At 46.8% G+C, this 19,910-nt stretch carries 17 protein-coding genes; 2 read left to right on the top strand and 15 right to left on the bottom strand.

The annotated features are described in order from the left end of the window. Position 1: 1 nt before the first annotated feature. Positions 2 to 286, top strand: coding sequence for a cytochrome aa3 quinol oxidase subunit IV (gene qoxD / locus E1757_RS28950; protein ID WP_133234816.1), 285 nt, complete (start codon positions 2 to 4; stop codon positions 284 to 286). Positions 287 to 379: 93 nt separating this feature from the next. On the opposite strand, the gene E1757_RS28945 is transcribed toward qoxD, so the two are convergent. The 11 genes from E1757_RS28945 to E1757_RS28895 form a co-directional block, all read right to left on the bottom strand. Then, on the bottom strand, positions 380 to 607 hold the full coding sequence (locus E1757_RS28945) for a hypothetical protein (RefSeq protein ID WP_133234814.1): 228 nt from the start codon (positions 605 to 607) through the stop codon (positions 380 to 382). 201 nt (positions 608 to 808) lie between these two features. Then, on the bottom strand, positions 809 to 2,059 hold the full coding sequence (locus E1757_RS28940; RefSeq protein ID WP_133234812.1) for a serpin family protein: 1,251 nt from the start codon (positions 2,057 to 2,059) through the stop codon (positions 809 to 811). A gap of 370 nt (positions 2,060 to 2,429) precedes the next feature. Continuing rightward, a complete protein-coding gene (gene lplA / locus E1757_RS28935; protein ID WP_133234810.1) occupies positions 2,430 to 3,419 on the bottom strand; it encodes a lipoate--protein ligase in 990 nt (329 codons plus the stop codon). A 138-nt stretch (positions 3,420 to 3,557) separates the two neighbouring features. After that, on the bottom strand, positions 3,558 to 5,714 hold the full coding sequence (locus E1757_RS28930; protein ID WP_133234807.1) for a carbohydrate-binding family 6 protein: 2,157 nt from the start codon (positions 5,712 to 5,714) through the stop codon (positions 3,558 to 3,560). A gap of 51 nt (positions 5,715 to 5,765) precedes the next feature. Further along, positions 5,766 to 8,096, bottom strand: a complete 2,331-nt coding sequence (locus tag E1757_RS28925) for a helix-turn-helix domain-containing protein (RefSeq protein WP_133234804.1) — start codon at positions 8,094 to 8,096, stop codon at positions 5,766 to 5,768. A gap of 78 nt (positions 8,097 to 8,174) precedes the next feature. Then, entirely contained in the window at positions 8,175 to 9,707 is a 1,533-nt protein-coding gene (locus tag E1757_RS28920) for a type 2 periplasmic-binding domain-containing protein (protein ID WP_133234801.1), read from the bottom strand. Between the two features lie 26 nt (positions 9,708 to 9,733). Then, the gene (locus E1757_RS28915) at positions 9,734 to 11,854 is read right to left on the bottom strand and encodes a beta-galactosidase (RefSeq protein WP_133234798.1); all 2,121 of its coding nucleotides are present in this window, start codon (positions 11,852 to 11,854) and stop codon (positions 9,734 to 9,736) included. 80 nt (positions 11,855 to 11,934) lie between these two features. Continuing rightward, positions 11,935 to 12,813, bottom strand: coding sequence for a carbohydrate ABC transporter permease (locus tag E1757_RS28910; RefSeq protein ID WP_133234795.1), 879 nt, complete (start codon positions 12,811 to 12,813; stop codon positions 11,935 to 11,937). 20 nt (positions 12,814 to 12,833) lie between these two features. Continuing rightward, on the bottom strand, positions 12,834 to 13,799 hold the full coding sequence (locus tag E1757_RS28905) for an ABC transporter permease (RefSeq protein WP_133234792.1): 966 nt from the start codon (positions 13,797 to 13,799) through the stop codon (positions 12,834 to 12,836). 86 nt (positions 13,800 to 13,885) lie between these two features. Beyond that, positions 13,886 to 14,329, bottom strand: a complete 444-nt coding sequence (locus E1757_RS28900) for a Rieske (2Fe-2S) protein (protein WP_133234789.1) — start codon at positions 14,327 to 14,329, stop codon at positions 13,886 to 13,888. 15 nt (positions 14,330 to 14,344) lie between these two features. Continuing rightward, positions 14,345 to 15,412, bottom strand: coding sequence for an amidohydrolase family protein (locus tag E1757_RS28895; protein ID WP_133234786.1), 1,068 nt, complete (start codon positions 15,410 to 15,412; stop codon positions 14,345 to 14,347). Positions 15,413 to 15,720: 308 nt separating this feature from the next. Here E1757_RS28895 and E1757_RS37435 point away from each other — a divergent pair, with 308 nt between their 5' ends. After that, on the top strand, positions 15,721 to 15,930 hold the full coding sequence (locus E1757_RS37435) for a hypothetical protein (protein ID WP_484217466.1): 210 nt from the start codon (positions 15,721 to 15,723) through the stop codon (positions 15,928 to 15,930). A gap of 317 nt (positions 15,931 to 16,247) precedes the next feature. On the opposite strand, the gene E1757_RS28885 is transcribed toward E1757_RS37435, so the two are convergent. The 4 genes from E1757_RS28885 to E1757_RS28870 form a co-directional block, all read right to left on the bottom strand. After that, the gene (locus E1757_RS28885; protein ID WP_133234783.1) at positions 16,248 to 16,937 is read right to left on the bottom strand and encodes a hypothetical protein; all 690 of its coding nucleotides are present in this window, start codon (positions 16,935 to 16,937) and stop codon (positions 16,248 to 16,250) included. Continuing rightward, a complete protein-coding gene (locus E1757_RS28880; RefSeq protein ID WP_133234781.1) occupies positions 16,934 to 17,830 on the bottom strand; it encodes an ABC transporter ATP-binding protein in 897 nt (298 codons plus the stop codon). Before E1757_RS28880 ends, E1757_RS28885 begins: the two co-directional genes overlap by 4 nt. After that, positions 17,827 to 18,198: a GntR family transcriptional regulator gene (locus tag E1757_RS28875; RefSeq protein WP_133234778.1), complete on the bottom strand. Its 372-nt coding sequence runs from the start codon at positions 18,196 to 18,198 to the stop codon at positions 17,827 to 17,829. Before E1757_RS28875 ends, E1757_RS28880 begins: the two co-directional genes overlap by 4 nt. 233 nt (positions 18,199 to 18,431) lie before the next feature. After that, positions 18,432 to 19,910, bottom strand: coding sequence for an Lsa family ABC-F type ribosomal protection protein (locus tag E1757_RS28870; protein ID WP_133234776.1), 1,479 nt, complete (start codon positions 19,908 to 19,910; stop codon positions 18,432 to 18,434).

Genomic DNA, 19,910 nt, shown 5'->3' with positions numbered 1-19,910 from the left:
AATGACACAACTGTTTCCGTGCAAACAAGTAATGGGTTTCGTATCCTCGATCATCCTGACGGCCGTTGCACTTACCGTTTACTTTATGGACATGTCCTTTGCCGTCGGCATGACGATACTCCTTGTAACAGCATTCATCCAGGCAGGCCTTCAACTCGTTGTATTTATGCATGCAGGTGAAACCGGGGACCGAGGGGCCATTTATACGAACATCTACTACGCATTAGCCATAGCATTGGTTACCATCTTCGGTACTTTATTATGTATGGTCTGGGGCTATATATGATTCTAAGCTGAAACCGAGCCCCGGTTATCTGCAGAAATAGCTGCGTATCATTTCCTGAGCAACAATAAGGAGCGTCGTTGCCGGCGCTCTTTATTAGCTTTTATTCCCCTCTCCGGCTTTCGTCAGCATTTCTTCCGTTGCAACAAAGAACATTCCCATTACAAAAATGAGTACGGCGCCAGAAATGGTGCCTATACCAATTGCAGTCAGATTGCTGTAATTGCTTCCAAAAAAGCCAAGTACAAACAGGACAATTCCTATGGTGAGCAGCGAAATGCCTACAATCTTTACTGCATGCAGGATTTGCGTATTATTTTTCAAGTTTAATCATCTCCCTTATGCTATATATTATTCACAAAGTTCACAGAAACGTCAATATTTTTTATAAAAAAAGCCGCCCGGAATCGAATCGCTACGGACGGAATTCATCTGTGAAAATCGCATACACGAAAGCAAGCGCGAATACCCACAGCGCAAGTTCAAATACTGGGAAGTCGGATAGGTGCAGTTCACGTAAGTCGTTTATGGTTCGACCACGGACCCTACAAAAAGCCATGCGTCGGTCTGGCGGTCTTCAATCGCAAAGAAGAACGGCCGGTTTATCGTCATCTGGAACGGTTTATCGATCGGAGCGGAAGTCGCTGACATATGTACCGAAGTGACCGCCGCTGCCTCCGTTCCTTTTTCATTGACCTCGACGAACGTTTTATGTGTTACCATACTGATGAACAGGTTGGGCGGAACAGGGGCCATGCCGGAAAAGTCCGCCTTGACCTCGTCGAAGGGCAGCGTCAGGCCCATGGCCTTGAGCGGTTCTTTCAACTGTTCGCTATATTCAATCTTGAAACGGGGAAGCTTGATCTCGCCTTGCTTCTGCTGGAACGGCTGGTGCAAGCGGCTATGATTTATCCAAAGCTTTTCATGGACAGCACCCAAAGAAGACGATTCATCCGGAAGAATGACCAGCATGTTCATCTGACCGTCTCCATATGGCAAGCGAATGGCTTGAAATCCCTCTTCCTGCAAATATTCGTAGGTACCTGTCTGCGCCATCATCTGCACCTGCTTGGTGGAACCGTCCTGCAGCTTGAAGCTTTCTTCTTTCGTTGCGGAAGGTTGGAATTCCTTTTTCCACCCGCCATTGAAATAGACTGCATTCATCAGGATCAAGACTTCCATAGGATCGATGGATTCGATCATTTTAGGAATTTTTCCGTTGGTATTCTTTTTTACCCAGTCATTGATCGTATCAGGAGCTTTCGGGTTGTTAAAATCGAGTTCGGTTGCTTTAGCATCGTAAAACGACTGGTTGGTTTTCATGAAATCGCTGTGAAACGATTTTCCTTTACGTGACCAAAGCGAATTGGCAATTCGTACTTGAACGCCGCTGCCCGGCTGCTGCAAAAGGGAGATGAGCGTCTCGTTGCCCCGATTCAGTTCGTCAAGGGACATGCCTTGCCAACCCATCGTTTTGGCCATCGCGATTTGCGTTTCCCCCTTGCTGCCGTTGTAAGTCATGGCGAGCGCCAAAGAAATGCTGGCCGGCGAAATGAATATGTTCTTCTTGTTCTGCTCCGATTGGACCAGCTGCCGATGGAGCTGCATGCCGAACTCGTTGCTTGCTTTGACGATACGCGAATCGATCCCAGCCGCCGCGGCTTGTCGTTTTTCCATTGAAATCGGTGCAGCAGAAGGATTGGCACACGCAGTCACGATCAATACAAGCAGCATTCCCGCCGCAAGAAGTTTGCTTTTTCTAAAATTATCGTTCATTTTGGCAACCCCCTGACATTCATATGCTTATTAGACGGAAAATCTTTGCGTAATGTTTCCATCTAACCGATATGATTTATACTAATACTTAAACTCAATCGGCTTAACGACATCATGCTGGGGTCGAAATGAGCATATTTTGTAAATGCTACTGCTATTCTGCAATTCGAGGTTAAACTCAAACCATTCTTGTCATTAAATATTAATATCATTAATTATATATCTTTGCTCAAAGATAGATATTTAACAACATTAACTAAAAAGAGCCGCAATTAAAGCGACTCACAATAAAATCATATTATTATTAACCGACATAAAGCCGAGGAGCGGCACGGCGTCGCGCTGCACAGCCTCGGCATGTCCCCAAAAGCTAGAACATCAATTCCAGCCATTGCTCCTCCGTAACCGCGCCGAAATATCGGGTTAATTCAACCTCGCTAAGCAGCGCCCGGACTGCAGCTTCGTCGTATTTGATGCCGATCAGCTTGTCCGTAAATTCGTTCACGCCCCAGGCTCCGAAGAAGTCGCCGTATACGGCTGCCTCGACAATTATGCCGCCTTCCACGTTAAGCCGGATGTCGAACGTTCCGGCCCCCTCGATCCGCTGCGTTTTGCGGACGTTAAATGACGGCGATTTGCCGTAGTTCCAGTCCCAATTGCGATACCGCTCGTCTGCGAGCTCCCGGATCGCTTCCCATTCCGACTCTGCGGGCTTGTACTCGGGTATGTCGTAACCGCCGAATATGGATTGGAGAAGCCGCCGCTTGAACTCCCCGATCGAGATCGGCTCACGCAAAAATTCGGAAATGTTCGCTACCCGGCTTCGAATCGATTTTACACCCTTGGATTGGATCTTCACCGGGTTCACGTTTAGCGCCGAAACGACATTATCGATTTTCGATTCGAACATGAGCGTACCGTGGCTGAACATCCGGCCTTTTGTGGAATACTGCGCATTGCCGGATATTTTGCGTTCGCCGACTTGAATGTCGTTGCGTCCTGTAAGCTCCGCCTCGACACCGAGTCCTCGGAGCGCCTGCACGACCGGCTCCGTAAACTTGCGGTAATTGTGAAACGACTTGCCGTCGTCGTTCGTGATGAAGCTGAAGTTCAGGTTGCCGAGGTCGTGATACACGGCGCCTCCTCCTGACAGACGGCGAACGATATGAATGCCGTTCTCCTTCACGTAGGCGGCGTTTATTTCTTCGACCGTATTTTGGTTTTTACCGATAATGATGGACGGCTCGTTAATATAGAAGAGCAAATAGTCCTCGTTCGCAGGAAAATGTTTCAGAGCGTATTCTTCCAGCGCCAGGTTAAGCGCCGGGTCGGTAATGCCGCGGTTATCGATGAACAGCATGGGCGTCTTCTCCCTCTTCCGTTACAGTATTCGGAAGACCGCGTCCAGAAGCGGTCTTCCCTTTCACTATACCGCATCGGACAAGTCCGTTCCACTCGCCTTTACGTTCGGTTCATAGCCCCCCCAGCTTCCGGGTGCTTACTCTTGACTTATATTCCCCGCGGCTATGGTGATATCCTTATCTACCTGCTCTGAAAGCTGTTGGACGTCCACGGTTTTAGAGCCTTGCCGTGTCAAAATTTGCGGAACATATTGTTTGGCTGTTAATGAGGCATATTCCTTCCAGTATGCGGAGGCTTGCAGTAAGTACTCCATGGACCGGCGCTGACAATCTAGATCTGAACTCGTTCGGTATAGATGCAATTCCACTGCCCCCTTGATCTTAGCTGCATAATAATGCCCAAGGAAAGACATCGCTTGCAGATCACCGAGAAGCAGCCGCAATTCCTTATCTTTTCCTCCCCCTATCCCGTCGATCAGTTGTAACGTTCTGCGGGCATAGGTGTGCAGATCGTCTACAACCTGCAGCGGGGTAATCCCCCACATCGGCCGCTGGCTTCGGAGATGATCCACATATTCTGGAATGCCCATAAGACCGCTGTCTGGCATAGGCGCATCCTCGATGAAATGTTCAACCGTATGAAACCCTTTGTAGCCCGGGTTGCTGTAGCAAGCCTCCGGATACCACTGAAAATCCAGGCTGTTGCCTTTCCAATGAAACGTCGTCACGAGCGGAATAATTTTGGAGGCAGTCGTCCATGCCTCGTATAGGGGCCGTGAACCTACCTCCGGATAGCGGGCACCCAGTTGTCTAACAAACAGCTGATCCGGAAGGGCAGGATCGTAGGACAAGCGTCCCCAAATCGAAAAGCAGTACCACAACTTTGCAATCATCGATTGCCGCGGGGAATCGGGTTCTGTACTGACGAATTCGCGTCCCCAGATTATGCCGTCCGGCCCCATGTAGAACCCTGCAAGCTGGTCCGATGGCGGCATTCCCAGAATATATTGTCTGGCAAATTCCGGATTCCCCCACCGGAAGTAATAGAAATCGTCATCCCTCACGGTGAGCCATGTTTTGTTTCCTTTGGGCAATTCTCGGATAAAACCATCCTTGTAAATAAAAGGCGGGGTTACCGACGAGTACATATGTGCCAGTGAATATTTATAGCTGTAAGTAAACGTGTCGGGATATGCCCGAAAAGCTTCTTTAATGGTGGATAAAGAGGTTTCATGGGCTCTGTGGATGAAGTGGATTCGTCGTTCCGGATTGTCCCGTTTGATATCCATCACCGCTTCGCCATAGGTGCGCCACAGCCACTCCTCATCCGAATAAGGCGATTCCAGGTGCTGCATGTTTTCACCCGCAGTGACGCCAATCCCGGCCAAGAGAGGGTACGTTTCCAACAGGCTTCGGACGCTTGCCCGAAAATAATCGATGGTGGTTTCGTTATTCTGGCGATCGTCGATACCGTAACGATTGCCTTCCGTTCCGTATGTAAAAATATTCCATGTTATAATGTATATCTGAACACCTCGATCAGAGGCATATTGCATAACTTCGCGCCAAAACGATATTTTTTCTGCAATGGACATTTCCTTAACGGTTGTCAGGTGGGACAACGTTTCCGCCGTCGACATTCCCTGCCCCCGAATTTCGGCCTTAAAGGGCACCGTCGTCCGCTTCACATCCTGTAAAGCGATGTCCGGGTATTCGGGAACTTGTACCATGGAGGGAAAGGGATGCAAGTTCCAGAGAGATAGCGTATTAAACCTGTGCAGCGCCATCTGATCGAGAAATTCCTCCCAGAATGGCTTGCTCCACATCTCCGCAATATTATGCTGGGCTGCATCTCCGTTATCGGAATAGCTTGGCGTACGCGCGTCCAAGGGGATATTAAACTTGATTCCGCGGCGTGAGATGAATGGATTCTTATGATAATCCCGAAGTTCGTCGATGGTTTCTCCGTGGCGAATGGCTTCCGCAACGTCGAGTCCGCCATACATCGTGCCGGTTGCATCGGCCCCGATCACCCTGCACAAGGTCTGTCCTTCCACTTGCTGTATTCGTACGACATAGCCTTCAGGGTCCAATGACGGCAGAGGACCGACATCCGCCTGAAGCGAATTCAAAGTAGCCAATTCGAAGCGAATTGGTTCCGAACTAGCGGGAGACACGTAGCTTGCCTCCCAAACGACTTCAATGTTTCTTTCCAGCAATACAAGCTTCAGTTGTTCGGCGGCAAAAACAATAGGCGCTGCTGGCTCATCAATTCGGATCATAGCTCTTAACATCTAAATCACTCCTTCAATAAAAATATACGGTTTTCCGATAGCTCAATCAGCCTATCTATGATTGTTTCGGTAATGACCTGGCGATTGCTTCATAAAACGTTGGAATATACGACTTAAATTCCGCTCGGAATATCCAATCAATATTGCAATATCGTTCACAGTGTATTCGGTCTCCAGAAGCAGTCTCTTCGCTTCCTCCATTTTGCAAGTAGTCACATATTCTACAAATGATACTCCCATTTCCTTTTTAAACAACCGGCTCACATGAGAAGGACTCATCCTTATCAGTTCTGAACATATGGTCAGAGAGATATCGGTTTGAATATTATCCTTGATATACTGGCAGACGCGTTTAATTCCCATTTTTGCGGATTCAGTCGTTTGATCAATCAGTCTTTTATATAGCGGAAAACATACATCGACAAACCAATCATAAATTTCTGATTGTGTTTGCCTCCCCTTCAATTGATCAAACAAGTTATTTTCTAAAATATCAAGGATACTGACTCCGCTCTGTTCAATCGAATCGATAATAGAAGAAAGCAGCACGTGATAAGCCTGATAAATAAAATTATAAGACTCAGAACCGCGCAGAGCGTCGGCAAAGGCTTGAAGTGCTTCCTGTGCTCCATCCAATTCGTCTTTGGATAAGCAGGACAAAATGGCCTTCTCTTCAGCCCGAGGGTAGAAGACGGCTGTCTTTTTTTTTGTAATTTCCAAATCTTCAATAAAAAGCACCGGTTTCGTATCACGATACATCCGATATTGCAACGCTACCAGCGCCTCCCTGTAGGAAACCGGAATATCCGCTGCATGTGAGTACACTTTTCCTATGCCTATCGATACTTGAAGCGACAAATATTTGCGCAGAGCTTCGCATACAATGGTCGCATACTGTTTGGTATCTTGAACAAATTGATCATAAGTTGTTTTATTACAGTGGTGCATGATCACGATTCCCCGGTTCTGATTACAATTCACCACGTATCCCTCTAAGGACGGGTGATCATTCAACAGCTCTTCCATCACATTGGCAATGGCAAAGCCGACCACGGGCTTATCCTTAGGCATGAATCGTTTTTCCCGGTAATAATGCTCCACATCGGCAACCAGCACCATATAACTGCCCGTCACGGCAATACCGAAACGCTGGCAATCCTCATTAAGCGAGTTAAGTACGCCATATTCGTTACCCAACAACTTGTGAAAAAAACGTTCCCGCAGTCCGGGCTCCATTCGACTCAAATAGTCGGCTAACTGCTCAGACTCTTTGCTCAAAAAGTTAAGGCATTCTTTGATGTAACTTAGTTCGTTATCATTGCTGCTAACTATCCGCCCGTGACTCAAGCTTTTACCATATTTGATCAGATGGTCGATCGGATTGTAAGCTCTTCGGGTATTCACATAGCTGATCAATACACCGATTCCGAGCAACAACAGTACCGCGAATACCGTTACCCATCGCACCCAGCTCATGCGGTTATCAATTTCTTTTTTCGGAAGGGTAGCTATGTAGGTTCGGCCCAAAGGGGATTTGACATAGGTATACAACGTTTGCTCGCCTGTCAAGTTGTTGGCAAAGAAATTTCCCGATTTATCCATGGATTCAAGAATGTTTCTAACAGCAGTATCATCAGCTATCTTGGTTCCCAATAATTCGATCTTTTTCGAGTGAAGCATAATCTTGTTTTGAGTATCAAGAACAATGATTTCTTGACCCGGAATAAAAGATATGGAGTCCAGTAAGTATCTTTTCAACTCATTTTCTTTCGCCTGGAAAACGATGGCCCCCTTTACTTTTTCAAGTGAAATAATGGGCAGCTGCCTTGTAAATGAGACAAAGCCGTCCTTCTTGGAATCAGGCGAAATTACCCATTCCGACTGTCTGGGTGATGCGACAGCGGCATCCAGGTCCTTGCGAAATCTGTATTCCTCATAGGAGATATGCCCATATTCATTGGACAATACCAATGAGGCTTCCACATTGTAAAGAAGAATATCGCCTATCACATTCGTTGCATTTTTTTTACGTGAAAGGATATCCAGTATAAGCTTTTGATTGATGTATTGCCCTTTAATAGTTGAAGAGTAGAAAGTATCCGATACAATGGGATCCATGGCTAGGTTTAAAGACTCCTGTTCGACCCGCTCCAATTCACGTTCTAACCGGTCGTTAACTAAGGATAACGAGACTTGACTTTCGTCCCTGATCTGCTTGTACATTTGGCTCATTGAGGTCTGGTAGTAAAAGGTCCCTCCTACTATCACCGGAATACATGCCGAAATACAGCCAAACCAAATCATTCTGGACAAAAATCCCCCCTTATAATCAGCCGATTTGGAGAATAGGGCTTTCCAAAAATCATGCAAACGATTAACCATGGAAACCTCCTTTAGAGTCCTATAATTCGATAAAACGGGTGAGGCATCGAGGCCTCACCCTCTTGCTGAACAAATTCATTAATTCTTATTAAATTCCTTCTCTGCCGCGGTAAATTCTTGAAATGCTTTCTTCAATTCAGGCGTTTTACGCAATTTTTCCACATAGGCTTTAAATTCATCCATAGTAATTTGACCTACAATGGCTTGGGTCTGCTTCGTTTTGAATTCACTGTCATACTTAGGCCACGTTGATGTCCAAGTATCGGAGACAAGCCACTCAAATTGATTTTTCATTCCTATTTTCTCGTAGATCTCAACCTGCTTCTTCTTCGCATCGTTATATGCCTTCGGGGCTGATGGATTATTCACCTTAGACCACCTATCCTCGGCAAGTGCCAAAGGCTGTAAACTAGTGACATTGACCTCCTTCATTCCCAGCTCGGTCAGTTGTGGCTGTCCATCTACCAGCTTGTAGTGAACATCGGGAATTCCTTGGTAACCGAATGCCATCACTTCCGGTGCTGCCGTAGAATCAAAGAACTTCACGATTTGTTTTACCTTCGCCTCCGGTACTTTCTTGGAAATATAGAACGCGCCAAAATATCCTCTTGATAGTGCGATGTTGGCGCCTTTAGGACCCTGCAGCTGCAGGCTGACGACTTCAGCATCCTTTTGCACCTTCTTTATCTCCTGCTCCATACTCCAGTCACGCCAAGTATTGCGTCCGTAAGATACAGCGCGGCCCGTATTGAATAGTTCTTCTGCTTGTGTCTTCTTCATTACAGAAAACTCCTGAGGGATAATACCGTCCTTATACAGCGTGTTAAACCAACCGACCATCTCTACATATTGAGGAGTCAGAGTGTGATGAATTAGTCCTTTGTCCTCATCGTAAGTAGGAGTGAATGCACCAAATGCAGCTTGAAAACCGCCTGTAGCATCATCGACAATACCTCCATGACCAATTAAGCCCAGCGTATCCTTTTTGCCGTTTCCATCCGGATCGCTGTCAATGATTTTCTTCACCGTGGCTGCATATTCATCCAGCGTCTTTGGAATAGGAAGGCCTAATTTATCGGCCCAATCTTTGCGGAATTTTAGACTTATATCAATTACAGAACGCATACGAGGGACGCCCCATATTTTACCGTCTACCTTCGTGAATTTAAATACACCAAGATCGGCATTTTTCTTAAGATTCGGATAGTCCTTAAAATCACCCAGGAACGGCGTCAAGTCCCAGAACGCGCCTTGTTTGATAGCGGATACAAGAGTAGGGCGACTCTGTGCCGTACCGACAATCACCTCCGGAATATCTCCGGAAGCGAGTACGAGATCAAATTTGGTATCATAATCACCGGAAGGAATCCATTGAATATCAAGCTGTGAGTTCGTCATTTTTTGCAGCTCGGTCCAGTATTTATTTTTCAAATCGGGTACTTCTTCATACAACGGGGCAAGTAATTTGATACTGATAGGCGCTTTGGTATCCCCTTTGACCGGTTCCGCTGCTTTCTGGTCGCCTCCGCTGCATCCTGCCATTACTCCCATCATCAGAGTCATCGCCGACACCACAGCCGCTGTTTTATGGAGACTAAATTGTTTTTCCATTTGTTCTCCTCCTAGAGTTTTATCTATTACAGTTTTAGAATCACTACATCCTTAGCAGGCACCGTAATCTCGAATCGGCCCTCCTCCATGCTGCCGCTGTATTCTCCCCATAACACTTCACCCAAGGCTGCCGGAGCGAACTCATCGGAAATCTCAATGACTGAGCTTACCGGTTCATAATGGGGATTAAGGATCCATGCATAATTGCCGCCGTCTCCGCTTTGCAGTCTCACGCGGAGATGTTCGGAGTCGACTAGAACCTGTGGCCTTATCCCCGCCCAATCAAGGAGGCTCCGGAAAAAACGGCGCGTACCCTCATCTTGGGTGCGATAATAAGCTTCCGAAGGAAAGGTTCCGATCAACAATGTTTTGCCTTCACCGTATGTATGCTCGACAACAGCCGTGTTTCCATCGGGATAGGTGCCGGTAACGTTGCCGGTTGTCGGCTTGTAGGATTGCCGGAATAAGCCGCCGCCAATCCGTTCCCCTCCCCAATCAAACGTCAATGTATGCGCGATATCCGGCATAAATTCGACTTCATGCTGAACGGTGCCGAACACCTGGTCCAAACCGAAGTTAGGCTGGACGACGCCCACTGTCCCGCGGTCCCCGAAGTAGGCCGGACAGCCCTCCGAAATCAAAGTCCCGCCGCCTTTCACCCAATCCGCCAATTGCTCAGCCTGATCGGCTGTTAACATGATCGGGTACGGTAAATATAAAGTGCCGTACTCATCAATATGTTCAATATGTACCCAATCCGCCTGGATATGGTTGTCAAAAAATCCGCGATAGGCTCCCCACATACACTTGGTGTAAAACTTGCCTTCACCGGCCTGAGCAATAGTATGATTGAACACCTGCGTTTCAGGAACTACGATTATGCCAATATCGCCGCGAATCGGCTGACCGCTCATCAGACCTGCTTGTTCGGGTGCATTCGACCACCGGGCAATGGAACTGGCCATCTCCGAACGCGGATTCGGCAGCCCATTCGTGTCATAAAGACCGAAAGCACCGAAAAGCGGTCCGTCCAAGAGCGACCTCCAACGCAAGTACAGGATGCCACGCGCACCTCCTGCAAGCGATGTCATGTTCCACAAACGAATATCCTCCGGAGTCGCTACCCGTCCATCCTCCTTGGCACGACCGATCACCTGCGGCTGCAGCCACAACGGTCCCCCTTGCATTTCGGCATGCCAGAAAGGCTTTTCTCGCGATGAAGCCCTCAGCAAGTCGATCGCTTGTGCCTGCTTCCACGGCTCGCTGCCTTTGCGGGCGGTTACCCAAGTCATCCCATAGCTCTCGACCTTAGATGCAGCCAGCCAGTCGTCGGATCCACCGGATGCCATCGTTTCAAGGGTGGCCACAATCCCGTGAGCGGTAATCAAATTATTAGTATCGAGGCTGCGGATCAAGTCGATACGCCATTGCATATGATTGTGGAAATTCTCTTTCTTGAACTGCAGCCAATCCATGCACTCGGGAAATTGTGCGATTTGCACTGGCGCCTGCACATCCTCCCAATCGGCATACGTATAACGGTTCCAAGCTTTATTCAGCTTCTTCAAGCTTCCGTATTTCAGTTCCAGCCATTTTCTGAATTCGGCCTGTGTTGCCGTAGCGTAACCAATGTTGGCGCTGTAGTTGCATTCATTCCATACATCGTACCCGTACATGCCCGGGTGGTCTTTGTAACGGTTTACCAGCTCCCGCAAGAATCGTCCTGCCAAATCTTTCGCTTCCGCAAAATCAAGGCAAAGAGCTCCTCCTGAGCTTCCTGAGCCGCCTGCCGAACCTCCCGTCGCACTGCTTGCATTCATCCCGCTTTGCACCCTGCTGCCGTCAGCCTGAACCTGCAAAAGATGGCTATGTGTACGGTACATCCATTGGGGGATAAAAGTCATCATCTCGGCAATGATCGTGCGGATCCCATATTGGGCAGCCAGATCCATATGCCGGTCATATTCCTCCCAATCGTATACGCCAGGGGCAACTTCAATATTACCCCACATGAACCAATGCCGGAATATGTTCATCCCGTCCTTCGCTGCCTGAGCGTAATCTCGTTCCCAATCCTGTTCAGGCGGATTCGACTTCCGGAAATATACAGCCCCATAGGCCACTTGCAGTTTGGATTGTCCACTCATTGTACAAAACCTCCATTTTGTTTGTAAGGATTAAACTAAACATTTTACAGGAGAATATTTGTATCACAATAATGCGTTGCTCATCCTTTTATCGAACCCAACATTACACCTTTTGCAAAATACTTCTGCAAAAACGGATAGACGACCAGAATTGGCGCCATAGACAGCATAATCGCCGCCATACGAATCGTTTCCTGCGGCACTCTACCTTGATCGCTGGCTCCTGACGCACCTACACCATTGGAATCAGAGTCAATGACCAACGTCTTTACAAGAACCTGCAGCGTCCATTTTTTTGAATCCGATAAATAAATGAGAGCATTAAAGTAAGTATTCCAGTGAGCGACAGCGAAAAATAGCGTAAATGCAGCAATCGCCGGCATAGAGAGCGGAATGACAATGCGTAAGAATACGCCCAAATCGGTGCAGCCGTCTATTCGTGCCGCATCCTCCAGCTCAGAGGGTAGCGAATCCATAAAACTTTTGACCACAATCAAGCTCCAGGCATTCGTCAGGCTCGGCCAAATAAGGGCCCAGTAGGAATTCAGCAGGCCTAATTGCTTAACCAGCAAATAACTTGGTACAAGACCTGCACTGAATACCAATGTAAACACGACGGCTCTCATCATGATTCGATGCCCCGGAAGCCCAGTTTTGGTCAATCCGTAGGCCATTGTAAAGGTAAATATCAGATTTAGAAACGTTCCTGCAACCGTAATGAAAACCGTACTGTTCATCGCATTAATAAAGCTGTTCGTGGACAAAATGTACTTGTATGCCGACAGTGACCATTTTTCCGGAAATACATAAAATTGAAGCGGAATATATGTTGCCGGATCGGTAAAGGACACACTGAATACATACAAAAAGGGAAATACGCAAACGAATGAAATCAGCAGCAACAGCGAGTAATTTACATAATCACCGAACGTTAGCCTTTTCTTCTGAACGAAACTCATAACCCCTCCCCCTTTCTCAGTTAGTAGATACCCTCATGGCCCAGTTTCTTGATTATATAATTGGAGCCCATCACTAAGATCAACCCAACCGCGCCTTTAAACATGCCGACAGTAACCCCTACACTAATCTGCCCGCGAACGATACCTTGACTAAAAGCATAGGTATCGAACACTTCTGCAACCGGAAGGACAATCGGATTCTGCATAAGCAGCAGCTGCTCGAACCCGACATCGGCTATGTGGCCCAGCCGCAATATGAGCAGGATGATGATGGTGGGACGAATCGCTGGCAAGGTGATATGCCAGATCTGCTTCATCCGAGTTGCGCCGTCCACAACAGCTGCCTCATAACGCTGAGGATCGATACCTGCCATGGCGGCCAGAAATATGATTGTGCCCCATCCCGCATCCTTCCAAATACTTTGCACGGTAATTAATCCCCAGAAGTAATCCGGGTTCGATAGGAAGGAAATCGGTTTAAAGCCAAATCCTATAATAATTTTATTGATGATGCCGACATCGGTTGAAAGAACGAAGAAGGTCATGCTTGCCACGACCACCCAGGATAAAAAATGAGGCAAATAAATAATGGTTTGATTGATTCGTTTAAACCATTCGTGCCGGATTTCATTCAGCATGAGCGCAAGCAGGATCGGCAGCGGAAAAGAAAATACCAGCCCAAAAATGTTGATTAAAAATGTATTGCGAGCCATGATGTAAAAATTATTGCTTGTAAAAAGCTCATGAAAATGTTTGAAGCCCACCCATTCGCTGCCCCAGAACCCCTGGAAGGGATTATAATTTTGAAACGATAACAACAGACCCCACATCGGACCGAATTTGAAAACGATAAAATATAGCAAGCCAGGCAGTGTCAGCAAATAAATGTATCGGTATTTAACGATTTGCTGCCACAATCCGAACGAACCGGGTGCTCTGCTGCGGGTTATTGTATTTTGCTGAGGAATTGCCTTTTCCATATTCATTCTCCGTACTTCCTTTCCTTATGATGAGTGGAGTGATCCAGGCTAATGGATTGTAAGCGCTCTATTATTAAAGTAAAAATAATGACTTATATGTGAATAATAACCCAGTCGCCCTCCACAGTCACCGGATATGTGTCGATCATCGTTTCCTGTTCGGCCTCCGTCGCAGCTGTAACCGTCCTTGGTTGCGATATAGATCGGGGCTCTACAATGACCTCATAGGTTTTCACCAAACATTTGTGAGGATCGTAAATAGACTTGCCGTTTGTCAGATCGAACTCCCATCCATGCCAGGGGCAGCTGATGATTTCATCTTCTCGACCATAGTTGTATTCACCCGGCATGGAATGCATAGCCAACCCCGTCAAACGTCCTTGGCAGAGCGGAGCCCCTTGATGCGGACAGTTATTGCGAAGTGCATAATAAGTTCCTTTAACATTAAATACGCCGATTGACCTGTTTTCCAACTGAACAATCTTTCTAGCTCCGGGCGGAATCTCTCCGGTTGTTCCCACTCGATGATTGGCCATTTTTTGTTCTCCCTCCTACAGCCTATATAACTCTCTGGCATTGTCTGAAAAAATCCGACTGTATAACTCTTCTGGCAACTTAGGAAATGCTCTTGTCGGTGAATCGAAATCCCAATGCGGATAATCGCTGGAAAACATCAGGATGTTTTTGGCATCCATCATCTCCAATATTTGCAGCAAGTACTGGTCATTATCCGGACGTTCGATCGGCTGCGATGTCACTCTGAGATGGTCACGCAAATATTCAGACGGCCGTTTGGTTAACCATGGCACCTCAAAGCGCAATCCTTTATATTCCGCATCCAGACGCCACAATAGAGCAGGCACCCAGGAAACGCCGCCTTCCACAAGCACAACCTTGAAATTGGGAAACTTCTCGAATACACCCTCGGTAAGGAAGCTGACCAGATGCGCCTGAAAGCTTAATGACAGACAAGTATGCCATTCGATGTAATGGGTTGGATAGCCGGGCGAAGGCTGTTCATTGATACCCATTCCGTCCGTTCCCGGGTGAATCGCAAATGGAAATCCGTTCCGTTCGCAAGCTTCGTAGATGAGATAATATTGACGCTGTCCAAACGGTGCTCGTGCTCCCGAATCGGTCATGACCTGCACGAAGTGCGGATGTCCGGCCCAGCGGTCGATTTCTTTGGCAGCGGCCGCAGGATCTTGATGGGCAATGGTGATGGAACCCTTGAACACACCGTCCTTGTTGTATTTGCCAAGCCATGTATCAGCCAGCCAGTCATTATAGGCCGATGCTATGGCTGAAGCGTAATCGGGATCAGGCTGCATATTGCAGAACGCCCTGGGAAGCAGAATCGCATGATCGACTCCATATTCCTCGATGAGCTGCTTCCGCAGAAAGTCAGGATCTGTTCCTGTGCCCCCTCCTCCAGGCGGTCTTGCATCCAAACGGGATCCATGACCTGGATTTTCATAAAAGCCTCTTCCGCCCGGCTTGTAGCGATCCCTCCAAGGCTGCGGCATATATTGCTTCAGCTCATCTACATTTTTGGGATACACATGTACATCGCAATCGATAATTCCCTGTTTTCGTTGTCCTCCATCAGTTTGGTCCATGGGTTTGTTCCTCCTTTAATATTGCTTTCCGCTTGCTTACTTTATGCTAGCATCATCTTCAACGGCATCCTATAGACACTTTTTGTGCTTGGAAATAGGGTGGTTTTTAATCTTTAAATGTTGGATTTAGTAATGCTGACATTGGAAAAACATGGATTACATAAAGTAGAAAAATCCACTCAACTTCAAAATGTTCACAGACTGTTCACTTATGAGGAGGTTTCCACTGTCGCTATAATAACAAGGGTGAACAGAAAGGATGATGGAAATTGCCGACAACGAAGAAAGAAGATTTTTATTTTGGGTTGATGATGTGCTTTGGGATGGTTGTATTCATGACATTTTATAATTTATTTACACGCGGCTTGATTGGCACGATATCCTTGAAAGGAATACTTACTCAACTTATTCTTATGGTGAGTGGAATGGTTCTCTTTATGTCTCTTTATGGATTGGGGAATGCTTACTTTTCCGACAATCTCATTGGAGAATCTTGCTTGAAAGTTGCTTTTCTTTAGTATTTAAAAATTTTATTTTTGCCTTTCCTCTTCAACTCATAATTGTGGGACCGAGAGCTGCGGGGTCTTTAAGCTTAAATTGCGGATTTTACAGCAGCTGCCGCCCTTTTCAGACCTCGGATCCGGAAGCAAAGTAATGCCTCGCACGGTTAACGATTTAGTTTCAAATGGCCACAAAAGCTTCGAAAGCAAAAATGGCAGCTCATGGGGTCACCCTTGAACTACCATTTTTGCTTTTGGTCTATTTTTCCATGTCGGCCTTAGTCTTCTTTCATTATGAAACTTCAGTTTTGACCGGCTGGGCTTCATTCATCCTATCAAACGGTCGCTCTGCGCAGCAGCGAGTAGGAGGCAATCGCATACACGATGGCAAGCGCAAATATCCACAGCGTAAGCTGAAATGCACTATGCGCGGCAATCCATCCGAACATCGGCAGCCACCAACCGTAATAGGTGCAAGCGAAAGAGCCGACAGTTCCCACCAATAACATGACCAGCGCCAATATCCATGTGCCGGTTTTGCCGAAGCGGCGGTGCACGCTGGAAATCACGAATCCGAGAAAGAACATGTGAACCTGCAGAGCGAAGCTTATCCATAGCTGGGCAAACGCCGAGCCGTCATTCAAATAAGGCAATTTGAAAAAGTGCAAATGAACCCCCCACCCGCCGGTCAATTCGGATTCGGCAAAGCCGAGCAGGAGCAGCAGCACGGAGGACAAGGCGCTCGTACCGACGATGACCGCCGTCGTCCCCCAGAAGTAATCCTTCCTTCTGATGCTCATGCCGAGCGCGAAAGGAAACGTTTGACTGACCGTAATGATACCGATAACGAGCATATAAATGTAGATGCTGCTTATGCCACCGGTATAAAGCCCATGATCCTCTCTCATCATGGCACCGATGATCAGATTGACCACGAAGCTGAAACACAAGATAAGCCATGGCATATAAAGCAATGAGCCTTTGTCTCGCAAATGCATGCGAATGACGCCATTAACCCGATTCATTGTTGTTCCACCGCCTTATTGCCGGATTTGCCGTTCGTGAGATGGATGATCATCTGCTGAAGCGATACGGGAGCAATCTCGAGACCGAGCGCTTCCGCATGCTTGCGATCCGTCCCGTATAAATTACCCATGACTGTCGTCGATACAAAACCGCCGAATGTGTCCCGTTGAATCGTATCTTTGCCTTCCGCAAACGAATCGACCGTTGCTGCCGGACCTATGACGGTAAATGCCCGCCCGCGCAAAACGTCGGCATCCTCGTCCAACAGCAGCCTTCCTTGATCGATGACGATAATGTGCTCCAAAATCCGGCTTACTTCGTCGATCAAATGGGTAGACAGCACGATCGTCCTTGGGTGTACCGCGAAATCCTCGATCAATCGATCATAAAATATCGTCCGAGCCACGGCATCCAGTCCCAAATACGGCTCGTCGAATATCGTTAGCGGCGCCCTGCTCGCCAGACCGATCACGATTCCGACAGAGGACAGCATCCCGCGGGACAGCTTCTTGACCCGTCGCTTCATTGGCAGACGGAAATCCTCGATCAGCGAGAGAGCATACTCCCGGTCCCAGTTGGGGAACAGCGCAGCCGCCACCTCCAGCACGTCGACAACGCGAAAGTTGTCCGGATATTTCTGCCCTTCTTTGACAAAGCATAGCTGATTGAGCACCCGATTGTTCTCGTATGGAGTTTCCCCGAATACTTTCAATTCTCCGCTTGTCAGAAATAGTTGAGCTGTGATCATATGCATAATCGTCGTTTTGCCGGCGCCGTTTCGGCCTAGCAGCCCGTATATTTTTCCCTGTTCCATGGAAAAGCTAATATCCTGCACCGCCATAACTTGACCAAATGACTTGGTCACACTCTTCAGTTCCACAATACTGCTCATTTCTCACCCTCTCCTTTCCGGATCATATCCGCCAACTGCTCCGCCGTAATGCCAAGCTTCCCTGCCTCGCGAACCATCGATACGACGTACTGTTCATAAAATTGTTCCTTGCGTTTTTCGATCAGCGCTTCACGTGCGCCCGTCGCCACAAACATGCCGATCCCCCGTTTCTTGTACAAAATTCCCTGATCCACCAACGTATTGACGCCTTTGGCTGCAGTGGCCGGATTGATCTGGTAATAAGCGGCGAATTGATTCGTCGAAGGAACTTGCGATTCCTCCGGCAATCCGCCGCCGATAATATCGTCCTCGATCCGTTCGGCAATTTGTACGAATATCGGGCGGCTGTCGTCAATCAAAAAAGCCATATGACCACACCACCAAACTGGTTAATTACTTATGTAACTAACTATATGAGTTTGCGGCAATTTTGTCAACCCCTCAAACGTCATTTCCGCCTCGTCTACTGAATTTCATTGACATCGCTCCTAACGTCGGCGTATTCGATAATTTTTTCGACAGGTGATTCTTGCCCACGTTTTTCCAATATAATGAAAATGGGCCCTTCCGAATACCGAAGGCCCCATCAATACGAATTGCATTAGAGTTCAATGATTTTTGTTGCAACATTTTTGTAAAATTCCATGTCATGCTCCACAAAAAGAATGGTCGGCGAGTATTCAAGCAGCAGATCTTCAATCTGCATGCGAGAAATAACATCAATAAAATTAAGCGGTTCATCCCAAATATGCAAATGAGCTTTCTCACTCAAACTTTTTGCAATCAGCACTTTCTTCTTTTGGCCGCCGCTAAAAGCTGAAATATCCTTTTCAAATTGAACTCTGGAAAAATCAAGCTTTCTTAAAATCGATTTAAAAAGACTTTCATCAATCCCGTTATTTGCAGCATAGTCGGATAAATTACCCTGCAGATGGGAGGTGTCCTGTGAAACGTAGGATATTTCCAACTGGCTATCCTTCCTGAAGGCGCCCGTATAGCTGATATCCTCTCCGCAAATAAGTTTGATGATGCTTGATTTTCCGGAGCCGTTTTTACCCGAAAGCGCAATTCGCTCCCCTTGCTCAATCGTAAAGCTTATTTCTGTGCAAACTACCTTCTCGCCGTAAAAAATCGAGACATGATCAAGCTCAGCAAGTTGGTTTTTATGAAAATCAAGTTGCGAAATCTCCAGGCTGTCAGAGGTTTCGATATTTTTAAGGAGCTTGGACTTTTCCTCTATAGCGGATTGCTGTCTTTGCTCAATTGATTTAGAGCGTTTCATCATTTTAGCAGCCTTGTGGCCAATATATCCTTTATCTACCTTGGAACCGGAATTTCTTGTTCCGTTTTTTGTTTTTTCCACTTCATGTGACCAGTTGCCCGTCCGTTTAGCAGATTCCGACAAGCGTTTGATGTCTTTTCTAAGTTTTTCGTTCTCTGCAAGCTCAAAGTTATCTTGCCGCTTTTTATTTTCCCACCAACCGGAAAAATTGCCTTTTTGAATTTCTATATTGGTCTTGTTGATTGAAAGGATGTGGTCCACACAGTTATCAAGAAATGATCTGTCGTGAGACACCAGAATAAATCCGCTTTTCGTATTGAGATAATCACCGACCAGTTTTCTTGCATTCATGTCAAGATGATTGGTTGGCTCATCAATCAACAGAAAACTGTTTTCCTTAATAAATAAGGTAGCCAGCAGCACTTTCGTTTGCTCTCCGTTGGACAATGAATCGAAGGGCCGATATAAAACATCCTCAGAAACCTTAAGCAATGAAAGCTCACGCATTAATTTCCAGTGAATATAGTCAGGAAAAATATCGTTGATTACATCAAGTGTATTATTTTCCTTGTTTTCGACTTGAAAAGGGAAATATTCAAAGCTGACATGCGCGGAAATATTTCCGCTGTATTCATATTTGCCAAGCAGCAAGTTGAGAAATGTTGTCTTCCCTCTACCGTTTCTGCCGGTAAATCCTAATTTCCAATCGGTGTCGATTTGAAAGCTTACGTTTTCAAAAATATTATCGTAACTGCCATCATAGGCAAACGTCAGGTTTGTAACATTTATTAATGACAT

The sequence above is a fragment of the Paenibacillus piri genome (assembly GCF_004354045.1).
Taxonomy (GTDB): Bacteria; Bacillota; Bacilli; order Paenibacillales; family NBRC-103111; genus Paenibacillus_S; species Paenibacillus_S piri.
This window is presented reverse-complemented; position numbering and strand designations above follow the sequence as displayed.